Genomic DNA, 14,795 nt, shown 5'->3' on the forward strand with positions numbered 1-14,795 from the left:
CATGACTAGACCCTTGGACGGCATCACCGTCATCTCGCTGGAACACGCCATTGCCGCACCTTTCTGCACGCGCCAACTGGCCGACCTGGGCGCGCGCGTGGTCAAGGTCGAGCGCCCCGGCGCGGGCGACTTTGCCCGCGCCTATGACCAGCGCGTAGAGGGCGAGGCCTCGCACTTCGTCTGGGTCAACCGCTCCAAGGAAAGCCTCACGCTGGACCTGAAGCAGCCTGCGGCGCTGGCCGTGCTGCAAGAGCTGGTGGCCGGCGCCGACGTGCTGGTGCAGAACCTGGCGCCGGGCGCTGCCGCGCGCATGGGGCTGGGGGCAGACGTGCTGCGCGCGCAGTACCCACGCCTCATCGTCTGCGACATATCGGGCTATGGCGAAGACGGCCCCTACCGCGACAAGAAGGCCTATGACCTGCTGATCCAGAGCGAGGCCGGTTTCTTGAGCGTGACCGGCACGGCCGACGAGCCCACCAAGTCGGGCAACTCGATTGCCGACATCGCCGCCGGCATGTATGCCTACAGCAGCATCCTGGCGGCGCTGCTGCAGCGCGGCAAGACCGGGCAGGGCGCGCACATCGACGTGTCCATGCTGGAGTCATTGGCCGAGTGGATGGGCTACCCCATGTACTACGCCTACGGCGGCGCACCGCCGCCGCCGCGCGCCGGCGCGGCGCATTCCACCATCTACCCCTATGGCCCGTTCCCGGCCGGTGATGGCGGCACGGTGATGCTGGGCCTGCAGAACGAGCGCGAGTGGCAGTCTTTTTGCGCCGTGGTGCTGGAGCAGCCCACGCTGGCGGCCGACCCGCGCTTTGATGCCAACGCCAAACGCAACGCCAACCGCGAGGCGCTGAAGGCCATCATCCACAACAGCTTTGGCGCGCTGAGCACAGAGCAGGTGCTGGCACGGCTCGATGCCGCGCAGATCGCCAATGCGCGCATGAACGACATGGCTGGGCTCTGGGCCCACCCGCAACTGCAGGCGCGCGGGCGCTGGCGCACGGTGGGTTCGCCGGCGGGCGATATCCCGGCGCTGCTGCCGCCGGGGCGCAACAGCAGCTTTGACTACCGCATGGAAGCCATTCCGGCCGTGGGCCAGCACACCGAGGCCATTCTTCAATCACTCGGCCGCAACGCGGCCGACATTGCGGCGCTACGCACCGCGCAAGCCATCTGATATGCCGTCCTTGTCCGTATTGGCGCTTGCGCGCTCCTTCCTCTTCGTACCTGCCGACCGTCCCGAGCGCCTGGCGCGCGCGCTGGCCTCTGGCGCCGGCGCGGTGATCGTGGATCTGGAAGACGCCGTGGCGCCCGATCAAAAAGAAGCCGCACGCCTAGCCCTGGCCCAAGGCTTTGGCGCGCTCACCAGCGCTGAACGCGCGCGGCTGCTGGTGCGCATCAACGCTGCCGGCACGCCCTGGCATGCGGCCGACCTTGCGCTGCTGGGCACGCTGGCCGCGCAAGGCCTGGGCGGCGTGATGCTGCCCAAGTCGGAAGACCCGGCCGACCTGCAGCGCTTGGCCCAGGCCGTGGGCCCGGCCTGCGGCTTGCTGCCGCTGATTGAATCTGGCGCCGGCCTGGACGCGCTCGATGCGCTGGCCGCCTGCCCGCAGGTGCTGCGCCTGGCCTTTGGCCACCTGGACTTTCAGGCCGACCTGGGCCTGGCCTGCGAGGCGGACGAGGCCGAGCTGCTGCCGGTGCGCCTGGCCCTGGTGCAGGCCACGCGCCGCGCCGGGCTGGCGCCGCCGGTCGATGGCGTCACCACCGCGCTGGGCGATGGCGCGCGCCTGGCCGCTGATGTGGCCCGCGCCAAGCGCGGCGGCTTTGGCGCCAAGCTGTGCATACACCCGAGCCAGATCGCCGTGGTCGAGGCCGCATTCGCGCCAAGCGCTGAAGAGCTGCAATGGGCGCGCCGCGTGCGCGAAGGCATGCAGGCTGCGGGCGGTGGCGTGTTCCGGCTCGACGGCCGCATGGTGGACGCGCCAGTGCTGCGCCTGGCCGAACGCCTGCTGGCTGCCGGCCAGCCGCCATAAAGAGATCACAACGAAGGAGACAAACCATGAAGACGATCCCCGCTTTGAAAACCCTGTGCGCTGCGGCGCTCACTGCGCTGGCCCTGGCCGCGCCGGCCATGGCGCAGGATTGGCCCGACAAGCCGGTCACCCTGGTCGTGCCGTACTCGGCCGGCGGCCCGACCGACGTGGTGGCGCGCCTGCTGGCCGTGCCCATGGGCCGCGCGCTGGGCCAGACCGTGGTGGTAGAGAACACCGTGGGCGCCGGTGGCACGCTGGCCGCCGCACGCGTGGCGCGGGCCGCGCCCAATGGCTACACGGTGCTGATCCACCACATGGGCATGGCGACCGCGCCGGCGCTCTATCCCAAGCTGCCGTTCGACCCGCTGAAAGACTTTGCCTACATCGGCCAGGTGATGGATGTGCCCATGACGCTGTTGGCGCGCAAGGACTTCCCGGCCGACAGCTTTCCCGAGCTGCTGGCCTACCTGAAGACCCACGGCAGCCAGGTCACCATGGCGCACGCCGGGCTGGGTGCGGTGTCGCAGCTGTGCAGCCTGCTGTTCACCTCGCAGATCGGCGTGCAGCTCACGACAGTGCCCTACAAGGGCGCGGGCCCCGCGCTGCAGGACGTGATGGGCGGGCAGGTCGACCTGGTGTGCGACCAGACCACGCAGACTGCGCCCGTCATCAAAGACGGCCGCCGCGTGAAGGTGTTTGGCGTGACCACGCCGCGCCGCCTGGCCAGCCTGCCGGACATCCCCACGCTGGACGAGCAAGGCCTGAAGGGCTTCGATGTGAAGGTCTGGCACGGCGTCTACGCGCCCAAGGGCACGCCGGATGCCGTCACCCGCAAGCTCAACGCCGCCCTGCGCGTGGCCTTGCGGGACGACACCGTAAAACACCGCCTGGCCGAGCTCAGCTCAGAGATCGTGCCCATGGACAAGGTCAGCCCCGAAGGCCTGCGCAGCCACCTGGAGGCCGAGACCCTCAAGTGGGGCAAGGTGATCCGACAGGCGGGGGTTACGGCGGAATGAGTGCTATATAAATAGTAGCTGGATGCCGGCGTTGTATATGAATTTCAGGTACTTTTGCAATTGAAACGAAGGGTTGACGCCGGCAATAAGCTATTGATTTGATAGTTCTACGATTCGGCATTGTCCCGCAGCCGCCGCCATAGCGTGGCGCGGCTGATGCCCAGGATGGCGCAGGCCTGGCGCTGGTCGCCCTGTACCGACTGCAGCACCTCGCGCACGCGGCGCTGCTCGGCGGCGCGGCGGGCGTCTTTCAGCAGGCTGTCGCGTACCGGCGCGGGGCGGGCCTGGGCGCATTCGGGGAACACCTCCAGCAGCCGGGCGCGGTCCAATCCGCCGGCGGGCGCCAGGTAGCCGTGGCAGGCCAGCAGGCGCTCGACCATGTTCTCTAGCTCGCGCACATTGCCGGGCCAGGCGTAGCCGGCGGCTAGCTCCAGCAGGGCGGCGAGCCAAGCCCTGGCCTGTGCGGTGGAGATGCCTGCGGCGCGGGCGCGGCGCTCCATCAGGTTGGCGGCCAGCGGGGCGATGTCGGCACCGCGCTCGCGCAGGGGCGGCGTGGCAATGCGCAGCACGGCCAGCCGGTAGTACAGATCGCGCCGGAACAGGCCGCGCTCCACCTGCGCCGCCAGATCGGCATGGGTGGCCGCTATCACGCGCAGGTCCACCGGCACGGCCACGGTTGCGCCCAGGCGCAGCACCTCGCGCTCTTGCAGCACGCGCAGCAAGCGGGTTTGCAGCGCCAGCGGCATGTCGCCGATCTCATCCAGAAACAGCGTGCCGGTGTGCGCCGCCTCGACCAACCCGGTCTTGCCGCCGCGCCGCGCGCCGGTGAAGGCGCCTTCCTCGTAGCCAAAGAGTTCGCTCTCCAGCAGGCTTTCGCCCAGCGCGGCGCAGTTCACGGCCAGGAAGGGTTGCGCCGCGCGCCGGCTGGCGCTGTGGATGCCCTGGGCCACCAGCTCTTTGCCGGTGCCGCTCTCGCCGGTGATGAGCACCGTGGCCTCGCTGGCTGCGCACTGGGCCGCCAGCTCGCGCACGCGGCGTGCGGCGCTGCTGTCGCCGGTGAAGGCCTCGATCCGGTAGCGCGCGGGCGCGCCGCGTTGGCGCTGGTTGGCGCGCAGGTGGCGGTCGGCGCGCTGGATGGTGGCCGGGTCGCGGCAGACCAGCAGTGCGCCGGTGACTTCGCCGTTCTCGATGATGGGCGCGCGCCGCACGACCAGCGTGCGTGCGCCGATCTGCAGCACGTCTTCGGCCGGCTCTGCACGCAGGCGCATGGTGGCGCCCAGGTCCAGTGCTGGTGCCACATCGCCCAGCAGGCGGCCGATAAGCGCCGCCACCGGGGCGCCCAGCAGCGCCGCCATGGCGGGGTTCAGTGCCTCTATGCGCTGGCGCAAGTCCACGGCCACCACGCCGTCCTGCAACTGGCCCAGGATGGTGCCCAGGCGCTCGTGGCGCGCGCGCTCGGCGCGGCTGTGGCGGGCCAGGTGTATGGCGTCTTGCAGCGCCTGGCGCACGGCTTCGTCGGAATACATCAGCACGCTGGCGATGCCAGCCTGCTCGGCCAGATCGGACACCAGCCCGGGCGCAACCACGGCCTGCACACCCGCCGCGCGCAATGCCTCCACGCAGGCGGGGGCATCGTCCGGGCCGCGGTAGCTGAACTGCGCAATGCCCATGCCAAACAGTGCATCCAGCTGCGCCAGGTGTTCAGAAGGGCCATCGAAAGACACCAAGCCCACGCGCGGCGAAATGGCCCGGGCCGTGGCCAGCGCGCGCATCAGGTCAAAGCCGCGCACCTCGACCATCGCCACCGGTATGTCCAGGTGCTGGCGCAGCCATTCGCCGCTGGCACCGGCGGCCACCACCGCATCGATGGGGTCGCGGGCATGCAGCGCGCGTATCGCCGTCACCGCGTCGTCAAAGGCATGGCCCACCAGCTCGACCTGCGCCTGCGCGGCCACGCCTGGCGCCAGCCGCTCCAGCACGCGGCCCAGCCGGTGGCGGGCCACGGCCACGATGCGGGGGCGGGCGCGGGGATAGTCGGGGGAGGAGGGCGGGTGGGCTGGCATGGCATTCATTTCAATGAATTTCATTGTTTCATGAATGAAACGAAAGTGATTTCATGGCCCAGGCTTGAAGCTGTCATGGCAGAGAAAGTCATTTCAAATCAATGCTCTAGCCGACCAAGGGTTTTCCCGTGGGCCGTTGGCACATCGATTGCACCTGATGGCCGCTTACCTGCTCCACAACTACTACAGCACATCACCATGGACATCTCTCGCCGCACCACTCTTGCCTGTGCCGCCGCCTTGATCGCCGGCCTGCAGGCCGCCCCGGCCCTGGCCGACACCTGGCCCAGCAAGCCGATCCGCCTGGTCGTGCCCTTCTCTGCCGGGGGCGCCAACGACCTGATGGCGCGCGCCGCCGCCGAGGGCGCCTCCAGGGCGCTGGGCCAGCCCATCATCGTGGACAACAAGCCCGGCGCGGGCGCCATCCTTGGTGCCGATGTGGTGGCCAAGAGCGCGCCTGACGGCTACACCTTCCTGGTCAGTGCTGCGGGCGTCATCTCCAACAGCATGATCCGCAAGGTGCCCTACAAGGACAGCGACCTCGTGCCCGTGGCCATGATCGGCCTGGCGCCTTCGGTCATCATCGTGCCGGCCAATTCGCCCTACAAAGACCTGAAGGATTTCGTCGCGCATTCCAAGACCGGGCCGGGGCTGCACTTTGGCACCGCCGGCGTGGGCAGCACGCCGCACTTCGTCGAAGGGCTGCTGACCTCTGACTACGGCGCCAAGCTGGATCTGGTGCCGTACAAGAGCGGCTCGGAATCCGTCACCGCCGTGCTCGGCAGCCAGATCGACGCCACGTCCGAGGCCAGCATCGTGGTGCTGCCCTACCTCAAGAGCGGCAAGCTCAAGGCCCTGGCCACCACCTGGACGCAGCGCATCTCGGCCTACCCGCAACTGCCCACCGCCGTGGAGCAGGGCTTCCCGCAGATCCGCATCGCCCACTGGGCCGGCGTACACGCGCCGGCCGGCACACCCACCGCCATCCTCGACAAGCTGGCCGCCGCCGTCGACAAGGCCATGAAAGACCCGGCCACCATCCAGCGCCTGCAAGGCATGGGCATCGAACCCATCGGCGGCGACCGTGCCTCGTTCATCAAGTTTGTGGACGAAGAGCGTGCGCGCCTTGGCGCCGTGGTCAAGGCCACCGGCATGAAGGACGAGTGAGCCACATGAACACCAAGCAACAACTGCGCGCCCTGGCCGCCGCCCGCCGTGGCGTTCTCGTGCCCGGCGCCTTCAACGCGCTGTCGGCCAAGGTCATCGAAGACCTGGGCTTCGAGGCCATCTACATCACCGGCGCCGGCGTCACCAACATGCACTTTGGCCTGCCCGACCAGGCCTTCATGGGCCTGGCCGACATCGCCGACCACACCGCACGCATCCGCGACGCGGTGCAACTGCCCTTGATCGTCGATGCCGACACCGGCTTTGGCAACGCCCTCAACGTGCGCCACACGGTGCGCACGCTGGAGCGCGCCGGCGCCGACTGCATCCAGTTTGAGGACCAGGTCAGCCCCAAGCGCTGCGGCCATTTCAGCGGCAAGGACGTCATCTCCACCGAAGAGGCCGTGAGCAAGATCAAAGCCGCCGCCGACGCGCGCCAGGATGCCAACCTGCTCATCATGGCCCGCACCGACGCTTGCGCCGTGCACGGCTTTGAGGCGGCCCTTGAGCGCGCGCAAAAGTTCGCAGAGGCCGGCGCCGACATCCTGTTTGTAGAAGCCGTCACCACCGCCGAAGAGATCGCCACCATGCCGCAGCGCCTGGCCAGCCCGCTGCTCATGAACCTGGTGATTGGTGGCCGCACCCCCATCGTCGGCGCTGAAGAGTTGGGCCGGCTCGGCTACGGCTTCGTCCTCTACGCCAACGCCGCCCTGCAAGGCGCCGTGGCCGGCATGCAGCGCGCCCTGACCGTGCTGCGCGACACCCGCAGCCTGCAGGAAGACCCGGCCCTGGTCACCCCGTTTGCCGAGCGGCAGCGGCTGGTGGGGAAGGCCCAGTGGGATGCGTTGGAGGCGCGGTACGGAGCGTAGTGGCGCCCGGCATTTTTTTGGTAAAAAGTGCCTCTAGCCCCTGTGCTGCCTGGGCTAATAGCTATCTATTTAATAGTCCAGTGCTGGGCCACGCATCAACCCGCGATGCGCTGCGCCTGCTGCAGCACAAAAGCCTGCAGCCGCTTGCCCAAGGCCGGGCTGCCGCCTGCGGCTTCGACGGACGGATAAGCATCACGTGCGACCGTCGCCAGGGTGGCCTCGATGGCCTGGTTGGCGCGGTCCGCCGTGACGCCAAAGTGGGCCGCAGCCTCGCGCGCCAGCGCCAGGCTGGACGCGTGCTGGCCCGGCAATATCGCCAGTTCCTGGTAGCCCGTATGGGCGCCCAGTTGTGCCACCAGATCAAAGGCCGGGGCCAGCCGCCAATCGCCCGTGCCGTGGTCCAGCACGCCGTGGTTCTTGACGTGGTCGTCGCTGTTGCCAACCACCAGGTTGAACACCATGCGGCGAAACAGCTCGGCTGTATCAAGTTCCGGGCGTGCCGACATGCGGCGCAGCGCCTGCGCCAGCTCGACATAGCTGCCGCGGCTGGACTCATAGGGCACGTCCAGCAGCGCGGCGCTGGAGAGATAGGGCAAGCGGCGCTCGTCGTTCACCGCGCCCGTGCGGTCAAAGCGCTGCACCAGCAAGGCATGGCCATGTGCCAATGGCCAAAGCAGGTGTGGCGGCACCGTGATCCCGCAGGCCATGGCCAGGCGCAGCGTTGCGGCCTCTACCACCTCCATGTTGTGCTCGTCGCCGCGCGATGCGAACTTGGCGATGTAGCGGCGGCCCTCATGGATGAAAGTGGCTTTGGGCCGTGCACCGCCCAGGCTGGCCCCGCCGCGCAGCAATTGCTGCATGCGCGGTGTGATCTCCATCCCGGCTTCGATCCGCCGCGAGGCTTCGGCCAGGTCTTCCAGGGACAGCAGCCTTGTCTCCGGCACGTCGGGCTGGATGGGCAGCGTTTCTGAAAACACCATGGCGCCCACCCGGTCCTCGTTGGTCAACAGCAAGGCGTCTGTGTCTGATAGCGCCTTGCCATGCTGCACTTCAAGCACCTTGCGGCCCCAGGCGTCGGGCAGGGCGTCACGCAAGGTGAGCGGCATGGCGCCGCCATCGCGCAGGCGCTGCTCCGGCAGCGCAAAGGCGGCTTCGCGCAAGGGCAGGTGCGCGGGGTTGAGCGGCTGGGCTGTGGGCTCTTGCAGGTAGCGGCGGCCGTAGGCGAATTCGCCCGACTCCATCACGCCGTGCCGCGCCAGCTTCAGCAGGCCCACCGGCTGTACCTCCTGGCCGGTGCGCCGTGCCAGGCCCACATACACACGGCGCTCGGCGGGCGCGTTGTCAGAAATCACGCTCGTCCTCCCCAATCACCCCGGCCGCCGGCCTTCCCGCTGGCCGGCGCACGCGGCGCTTGGCAGCGAGCGCGGCAGGGGCGGGCGCCAGTTGCTCCAGGGTCTCCAGTTCGCCCAGCAGCCAGAGCGCATGCGCCAGCAGCCCGATGCTGGTGCCGGGCTTGCCGGCCTCCAGGGCGCGCCAGGTTGTGGGCGAGCACATGAGGCGTTCGGCCAGCTCGGCCACCGTCCAGCCGCGTTGCACCCGGTGGGCACGCAAACGCTGGCCAAGACGGCCCAAGGCCAGCCCTGCGGGTGCTGGCATGGCTGACAGGGATGGGCTGTCTTTGGGCATGATTGATTAATAAAATGATCTTTATGTGGCTTAAAAGTCATTTTATTGGTTTTTTCTGTAATTTCAAATACCGCGGTTTTGAGGGCTTGGAGATTTCCTGGGTTGCTTACCCTGCAGGCGGCGGGTGCCGGGAGTTCGCCCCGGCGGGCGAGTAACTTTTCTCTTGTGGTCTGCCCAAGAGAAAGTCACCAAAGAGAAGGCGACCCCACTGTGGCGGTCCGGCTTTGCCGGACTGCTTTGCGGTGCTCGGAATCGGCAGGCGGCTGCGGAACTCGCTTCGCTCAAACAGTCCTCGCCGACCCTTCGCTGCGCTACGGGCAACCTGCCGACTCCTCCGCTCCTCGACGCCACAGAGGGGACCCCGGACAGCCAGTCGGGCCGTCACTGCGCTCGGCCTCCCTTATGCCCACAAACCCGCCAACTGCGGATTGCGCGCCAGCACCTGCCGCGTAAGCACATGCGCGCCTATGCGCGTGAGCAGGGTCTGCTGCTGGTGCGGCGTAATGCCCGCGGCGCGGATCAGGGCGGGCCAGGTCTTGGCGGCGGCCAATACGGTTTGCCGGACCACGGCTGCGGCGGGGCCGGCGGGGATGCCCAGCGCGCGGCAGAAGTCGCGCACGGCCACGGGTGACAGCAGCGATTCGGGCGAGCCGGCGTCTGGCGCAATGCCGGGCGGCAGTAGGCGCAGTGCGTGGCCGGACTTCACGCCGTACAGGCACAGCGCCACGATGTCATAGGCGGGCGACAGCTCGGCGGTGCGGCCGTCGCGGTAGATCAGGCCCAGGTTCTTCAGGTGGGCGTCGGCGTTGCCCAGCAGTTCGTTGACGGTAAGCCGCCGCAGCAGCTCGTGCACGGCGGGCTCGCCGCAGGCGGGCAGGTGCAGCAGCACGGCCGCCACTTCGGCGTAACTGCGGCTGTATTTGTCTTCGGGCGGCACGCTCAGCACCTGGGCAAAGTCCTCGCACATGACGCGGCCCTGGGGCGTGCGGTCAAAGCGCTGCACCGCCAAGAAGTTTTGCCGCGCCTCATCGCCCAGGTCGTAGCGGTGCGGCTCCAGCAGCAGGCCGAGCGGCTCCAGCGCGTGCTGGCAGGTGTCCACCCCGGCGGCGTGGGCCATGGAGAGCGACAGGTGCTCTACCTCGGGCATGCGCGGGTAGCCCACGGCGGGCAGCTTGGCAATGATGTGGGTCTCGGGCCAGGCGGCGCTGGCGTCCTGCAGCCGGGTGCGGCCCACGTAGCGGCCGGCGGCATTGCGCAGCACCGACAGCTTGGGCTGCACGCCCGACAGCGACACGGCTTCTTGCGTGGGCGCGGCGCCCACCGACAGCTCCAGCGCATCCTGGTCTTGCGTGACCAGGTGCTGCAAGGTGCTGCGATCCAGGTCTTCCCAGCGCGCGCTGACGGCGCCGGGCAGGTCCAGCCCGCAGGCGGCCAGCATGCGAAAGTGGTCGCGCGGATCGCAGCCGGCCTCTTGCGCCACGTGGTCGCGGAACACGCCCTCGGGCAGCAGGTTCTGGAAGAAAGGCGGCAACTGGTAGTCGCCACCACGGCCCAGCACGCCGTTGAAGCGCGCGTCCAGCACGTTGAGCAGCAGGGCGCGTTGCTGCTCGGGCCGCTCGGCCACGAAGGCCTGCGACAGCACATCGACCGTGCCGGGCGGCGCGGCGGCATAGGCGTCGTCGGCCACAAAGCGGATCACCGGCGCCGCGCCCTCGGCCGCATAGCGAAACAAGATGCCGGCGCGGGTGCCGCCTACGCGGATGACGAGGATGTCGACGTTCATCGCGTGCCCCCGCTCTTGCCCAATGGCCGCAACCGGGCCAATGCCGCCGTCACGGCGCTTGGGGCTGCGGCCTCGGCCGGCAAGGCCGGTGCCGCCGCCAGGGCCTGGCCCACGTTGGCGGGCACCAGGGCAACCTCCAGCCCCAACGCATGCGCCAGCGCCAGCAGGTTGGAGGCGCGAAAGTCAGACTGGCCTTCCAAAATCTTCTGCAGCGACTGGTAGGACAGCCCCGTGGCGTCCCCCAGCGCGCCGCGCGCGAGCTTTTGCTGCAGGCGTTGCTGTTCCAGCTCGGCGGCCAGGTCGAGGTGGGTTTTGCGGGAGGAGAGGGGGCTGTCGTTCATTTCAACCAAACCTTGAAATCAGTTGGAATTCAAACTTTGCTTGTAGTTTAGTGAGGCCAACTGGAATTACAAGCAAAGTTGTAATTTGTTGATTTTTAAAGGTTTGCTTGTAGTTTTTGGGTCGTTATGGGTGCCGGTACGATAACTATCAAATAGATAGCTATAAGCCCAGGCAGCACCTGGGCAAAAGGCACTTTTCATTAAAATTCCTTGCCAGCACGGACTTGAAGGCTAGTGTCGCGTCAAGCGTGAGGTGAAGGATGGGTGCGAAGGCATCGGCGTGCAGCGCAAGGCGCAGGCCGCAGCCCAGGCTTTACGCCTGGGCAAGGGCTGCAACGCAGCGATGCGCGGCGAGGGCAAGCGCACACCGGCAGATCATGCTTGACGCGACACTAGCCCTCACAGCAAGGCAATGCCCTTCAGGCTCAGAAAGCAGCTCTCCCGCACCACGCCCACAAAGTCCGCCAGATACGGCCGGCCCGAGGTCAGCCGCGTGCTGGCCGCATACAGCCGGCCGGTCAGCCCCTGCGGCCCGACCGGGCGGGCGCTGATGTAGCCGCGGTCCAGGTAGCCCTGCACCGCCCACATCGGCAGGGTGGCCACGCCGCGGCCGCTGGCCACCAGTTGCAGCATGGCCACCGTCAGCTCGGTGGTGCGGCGGGCAGGGCGCACGCCGGCGGGCTCCAGCACCTGGCGCACGATGTCCAGCATCTCGTCCGGCACGGGGTAGGTGATCAGGGTCTGGTCGGCAAAGTCTTCGGCCGCCAGATAGGCCTTGGCGGCCAGCGGGTGCGTGTTGGCCAGCAGTGCGCGGATCTCGAAGCTGAACAGCGGGTGGAAATCGATGGCTGCGGTGTCGTCCTCGTCCGGCTCGGAGACGATGGCCAGATCCGCGCGGTTCTGGTGCAGCAGCGCTACCGGGTCGGGGTGAAAGCCCGAGACGATGTCCATCTCTACCTCGGGCCAGCGCGCCCTGAAGGCGTCCATGGCCGGCATCAGCCAGTCAAAGCAGGTATGGCATTCCACCGCGATGCGCAGCTGCCCGGCCTGGCCCTGCACCAGCCGCGCCACGTCGCGCTCGGCTTCTTCCACCTGGGGCAGCAAGGCGTCGGCCAATGCCAGCAGGCGCAGGCCGGTGGCGCTGAACTGCGGCGGCACGGATTTGCGCTCGAACAGCGCCGCGCCGTAGCGCTCTTCCAGCAGCTTCACCTGGTGCGACAGCGCCGACTGCGTCAGGTTCAGCAACTGCGCGGCCCGCACCAGGCTGCCGGTATCACGCAGCGCGGCCAGCGTGCGCAGGTGACGGATCTCCAGGATGGATTGGTTCATTAGTAATTTTCAAGTTAAAAGGCAAAACGTTTCGTTTGAATAATAGTTGAGATGCGCGGACCATCGCGGCCTTCTGTCACACATCCGATTGCAGGCAACGTTCATGTCCCGTACCACCGTCCAGACCCACACCCTTGGCTTTCCGCGCATGGGCGCCCGGCGCGAGCTGAAATTTGCGCTGGAGCGCCACTGGCGCGGCGACAGCTCTGCCGCCGAGCTGGAAGCCACCGCCGCCCAGCTGCGCGAGCAGCACTGGCAAGTCCAGCGCGACGCCGGGCTGGACCTGGTCGCCGTGGGCGACTTTGCCCTCTACGACCACGTCGCCCACCACATCCAGCTGCTGGGCTGCGAGCCCGCACGCTTTGGCTTCAGCGGCGCTGAGCCGGAACTGGCCCGCTACTTCGCCATGGCGCGTGGCGTGGCCGCCGCGCCGGCGCAGGAATGCAGCCATGGCTGCAGCCACGGCGCCAGCACTGAAGGCCAGCCCGCGCTGGAGATGACCAAGTGGTTCGACACCAACTACCACTACCTGGTGCCAGAGTTCACCTCGGCCACGCGCTTTGGCGTGGCGTCCGAGCGCCTGTTCGAGGAAGCCGCCCAGGCCCAGCGCGCCGGCCACGCGGCCAAGGCCGTGCTGCTCGGCCCGCTGAGCTTTTTGTGGCTGGGCAAAGAGAAGGAAGAGGGCTTTGACCGCCTGTCGCTGCTGAGCCAACTGCTGCCGGTGTACGAAGCCGTGCTGGCGCGCCTAAAGGCGCAGGGCGTGGAATGGGTGCAGATCGACGAGCCCATCCTGGGCCTGGACCTGCCCGACGCCTGGCGCCATGCCTTCGAGCCCGCCTACTGGCAATTGAACCGCGCCGGCGCCAAGCTGCTGCTGGCCACCTACTTCTCGCCCCTGCAAGACAACCTGCGCCTGGCCTGCCAACTGCCCACCGCCGGCCTGCACGTGGATGCCGTGCGCGCCGCCGATGAGCTGGTGGGCGTGGCCGACTGGCTGCCCGCGCACAAGGTGCTGTCGGTGGGCATCGTCGATGGCCGCAATATCTGGCGCGCCGACCTGGACGCCGCCCTGGCGCGCCTGGCGCCGGTCGCCGCCAAGCACCAGGGCCCGCTGTGGCTGGCGCCGTCGTGCTCGCTGCTGCACGTGCCCTTCAGCCTGGAGGCCGAGACGGCATTGGACCCAGAGCTGAAGTCCTGGCTTGCCTTTGCCATGGAAAAATTGCACGAGCTGGGCACCCTGCGCGCCGCCCTGGAAGGCCGCAGTGCAGACGCCCAACCCGGCCTGGCCGCCAACCGCCAAGCCCTGGCCCGCCGCCGCGTCAGCCCGCTGGTGCACCGTGCCGACGTCGCTCTGCGCCTGGCCAAGGCCACCACGGCCGACGACCGCCGCAGCGCGCCTTTCACCGTGCGCCAAATCGTGCAGCGCACGCGCTTCCAACTGCCGCCGCTGCCCACCACCACCATCGGCTCCTTCCCGCAGACGGCCGAGATCCGCGCCGCCCGCGCCGCCTTCAAGCGCGGCGAGTTGCCCGCCGCCGCCTACCGCAGCGCCATGGAGGCAGAAATCACCCTCGCTGTGCGCAAGCAGGAAGCCCTGGGCCTGGACGTGCTGGTGCACGGCGAGGCCGAGCGCAATGACATGGTCGAGTACTTTGGCGAGCAACTGGCCGGCTTTGCCTTCACCGCCAACGGCTGGGTGCAAAGCTACGGTTCGCGCTGCGTCAAGCCGCCGGTCATCTACGGCGACGTCGCCCGCCCCGTGCCCATGACGGTGGAGTGGACGCGCTATGCGCAAAGCCTCACCAAGCTGCCCATGAAGGGCATGCTCACCGGCCCCATCACCATCCTGCAGTGGTCCTTTGTGCGTGACGACCAGCCGCGCAGCACCACCGCCGCGCAAATCGCCTGGGCCATCCGCGACGAAGTGGTGGACCTGGAGGCCGCCCACATCGGCATCATCCAGATCGACGAGCCCGCCATCCGCGAAGGCCTGCCGCTGCGCCGCGCCGGCTGGAAGCCCTACCTCGACTGGGCCACGCGCGCCTTCCGCATCAGCGCCAGCGGCGTGCGCAACGACACGCAGATCCACACCCACATGTGCTACAGCGAGTTCAACGACATCCTGCCCGAGATCGCCGCCATGGACGCGGATGTGATCACCATCGAAACCAGCCGCTCCGACATGGAGCTGCTGCGCGGCTTTGGCGACTTCCGCTACCCGAACGAGATCGGCCCGGGCGTCTACGACATCCACTCGCCGCGCGTGCCTGCGGTAGACGAGATGGTGCGCCTCTTGCGCAAGGCCGCCCAGGTCGTGCCGGCCGAGCAGCTGTGGATCAACCCCGACTGCGGCCTGAAGACCCGCGGCTGGCCCGAGACCGAAGCCGCCCTGACCCACATGGTGCAGGCCGCGCGGCAGCTGCGCACCGAACTGGCGGCCTGAGCGGCGGTGTCCTCGATGCTTCGGTGCCGGGCGAAGTGTTTCCGCGCAATGGCCGGACA

13 protein-coding genes are annotated in these 14,795 nt (G+C 68.3%); 7 read left to right on the forward strand and 6 right to left on the reverse strand.

Features of this window, described 5'->3' with window-relative positions:
* Position 1: 1 nt before the first annotated feature.
* From AAFF27_12435 to AAFF27_12445, 3 genes are read left to right on the forward strand one after another with little or no spacing between them, the layout of a single operon-like run.
* Positions 2 to 1,183 carry a CaiB/BaiF CoA-transferase family protein gene (locus tag AAFF27_12435; protein XAH25942.1) on the forward strand — a complete coding sequence of 394 codons (1,182 nt, stop codon included), beginning with the start codon at positions 2 to 4 and terminating at the stop codon, positions 1,181 to 1,183.
* A gap of 1 nt (position 1,184) precedes the next feature.
* Entirely contained in the window at positions 1,185 to 2,039 is an 855-nt protein-coding gene (locus tag AAFF27_12440) for a CoA ester lyase (GenBank protein ID XAH25943.1), read from the forward strand.
* Positions 2,040 to 2,065: 26 nt separating this feature from the next.
* A complete protein-coding gene (locus tag AAFF27_12445) occupies positions 2,066 to 3,055 on the forward strand; it encodes a tripartite tricarboxylate transporter substrate-binding protein (GenBank protein XAH25944.1) in 990 nt (329 codons plus the stop codon).
* A gap of 107 nt (positions 3,056 to 3,162) precedes the next feature.
* Here the strand turns inward: AAFF27_12445 and prpR are convergent, their stop codons facing one another.
* Positions 3,163 to 5,127, reverse strand: a complete 1,965-nt coding sequence (gene prpR / locus AAFF27_12450) for a propionate catabolism operon regulatory protein PrpR (GenBank protein ID XAH25945.1) — start codon at positions 5,125 to 5,127, stop codon at positions 3,163 to 3,165.
* Between the two features lie 189 nt (positions 5,128 to 5,316).
* On the opposite strand from prpR, the gene AAFF27_12455 reads away from it, so the two are divergent.
* Together AAFF27_12455 and AAFF27_12460 are read left to right on the forward strand one after the other, a co-directional pair.
* Positions 5,317 to 6,285, forward strand: coding sequence for a tripartite tricarboxylate transporter substrate binding protein (locus tag AAFF27_12455; GenBank protein ID XAH25946.1), 969 nt, complete (start codon positions 5,317 to 5,319; stop codon positions 6,283 to 6,285).
* A 5-nt stretch (positions 6,286 to 6,290) separates the two neighbouring features.
* Entirely contained in the window at positions 6,291 to 7,154 is an 864-nt protein-coding gene (locus AAFF27_12460) for an isocitrate lyase/PEP mutase family protein (GenBank protein XAH25947.1), read from the forward strand.
* A 95-nt stretch (positions 7,155 to 7,249) separates the two neighbouring features.
* Here AAFF27_12460 and AAFF27_12465 read toward each other — a convergent pair whose 3' ends face one another.
* From AAFF27_12465 to AAFF27_12480, 4 genes are all read right to left on the reverse strand, one after another.
* Positions 7,250 to 8,506 carry a type II toxin-antitoxin system HipA family toxin gene (locus tag AAFF27_12465; protein ID XAH25948.1) on the reverse strand — a complete coding sequence of 419 codons (1,257 nt, stop codon included), beginning with the start codon at positions 8,504 to 8,506 and terminating at the stop codon, positions 7,250 to 7,252.
* Positions 8,496 to 8,810: a helix-turn-helix transcriptional regulator gene (locus AAFF27_12470; protein ID XAH25949.1), complete on the reverse strand. Its 315-nt coding sequence runs from the start codon at positions 8,808 to 8,810 to the stop codon at positions 8,496 to 8,498. The genes AAFF27_12465 and AAFF27_12470 overlap by 11 nt, the downstream gene beginning before the upstream one ends.
* A 430-nt stretch (positions 8,811 to 9,240) precedes the next feature.
* A complete protein-coding gene (locus tag AAFF27_12475; GenBank protein XAH25950.1) occupies positions 9,241 to 10,623 on the reverse strand; it encodes a type II toxin-antitoxin system HipA family toxin in 1,383 nt (460 codons plus the stop codon).
* Entirely contained in the window at positions 10,620 to 10,964 is a 345-nt protein-coding gene (locus AAFF27_12480; protein ID XAH25951.1) for a helix-turn-helix domain-containing protein, read from the reverse strand. Before AAFF27_12480 ends, AAFF27_12475 begins: the two co-directional genes overlap by 4 nt.
* A 253-nt stretch (positions 10,965 to 11,217) precedes the next feature.
* Between AAFF27_12480 and AAFF27_12485 the strand changes: the two genes are divergently transcribed.
* Positions 11,218 to 11,349: a hypothetical protein gene (locus AAFF27_12485; protein ID XAH25952.1), complete on the forward strand. Its 132-nt coding sequence runs from the start codon at positions 11,218 to 11,220 to the stop codon at positions 11,347 to 11,349.
* Positions 11,350 to 11,363: 14 nt separating this feature from the next.
* On the opposite strand, the gene AAFF27_12490 is transcribed toward AAFF27_12485, so the two are convergent.
* Positions 11,364 to 12,293, reverse strand: coding sequence for a LysR family transcriptional regulator (locus AAFF27_12490; GenBank protein ID XAH25953.1), 930 nt, complete (start codon positions 12,291 to 12,293; stop codon positions 11,364 to 11,366).
* Positions 12,294 to 12,396: 103 nt separating this feature from the next.
* On the opposite strand from AAFF27_12490, the gene metE reads away from it, so the two are divergent.
* Entirely contained in the window at positions 12,397 to 14,736 is a 2,340-nt protein-coding gene (metE, locus tag AAFF27_12495; GenBank protein XAH25954.1) for a 5-methyltetrahydropteroyltriglutamate--homocysteine S-methyltransferase, read from the forward strand.
* The last annotated feature ends 59 nt before the right edge of the window (positions 14,737 to 14,795 follow it).

The organism is Xylophilus sp. GW821-FHT01B05 (genome assembly GCA_038961845.1).
Lineage (GTDB): Bacteria > Pseudomonadota > Gammaproteobacteria > Burkholderiales > Burkholderiaceae_C > Xylophilus.

Coding starts and splice junctions, on each gene's coding strand:
- AAFF27_12435 (XAH25942.1), top strand. CDS start 2: ATGACTAGACCCTTGGACGGCATCACCGTCATCTCGCTGGAACACGCC.
- AAFF27_12440 (XAH25943.1), top strand. CDS start 1,185: ATGCCGTCCTTGTCCGTATTGGCGCTTGCGCGCTCCTTCCTCTTCGTA.
- AAFF27_12445 (XAH25944.1), top strand. CDS start 2,066: ATGAAGACGATCCCCGCTTTGAAAACCCTGTGCGCTGCGGCGCTCACT.
- prpR (XAH25945.1), bottom strand. CDS start 5,127: ATGAATGCCATGCCAGCCCACCCGCCCTCCTCCCCCGACTATCCCCGC.
- AAFF27_12455 (XAH25946.1), top strand. CDS start 5,317: ATGGACATCTCTCGCCGCACCACTCTTGCCTGTGCCGCCGCCTTGATC.
- AAFF27_12460 (XAH25947.1), top strand. CDS start 6,291: ATGAACACCAAGCAACAACTGCGCGCCCTGGCCGCCGCCCGCCGTGGC.
- AAFF27_12470 (XAH25949.1), bottom strand. CDS start 8,810: ATGCCAGCACCCGCAGGGCTGGCCTTGGGCCGTCTTGGCCAGCGTTTG.
- AAFF27_12475 (XAH25950.1), bottom strand. CDS start 10,623: ATGAACGTCGACATCCTCGTCATCCGCGTAGGCGGCACCCGCGCCGGC.
- AAFF27_12480 (XAH25951.1), bottom strand. CDS start 10,964: ATGAACGACAGCCCCCTCTCCTCCCGCAAAACCCACCTCGACCTGGCC.
- AAFF27_12490 (XAH25953.1), bottom strand. CDS start 12,293: ATGAACCAATCCATCCTGGAGATCCGTCACCTGCGCACGCTGGCCGCG.
- metE (XAH25954.1), top strand. CDS start 12,397: ATGTCCCGTACCACCGTCCAGACCCACACCCTTGGCTTTCCGCGCATG.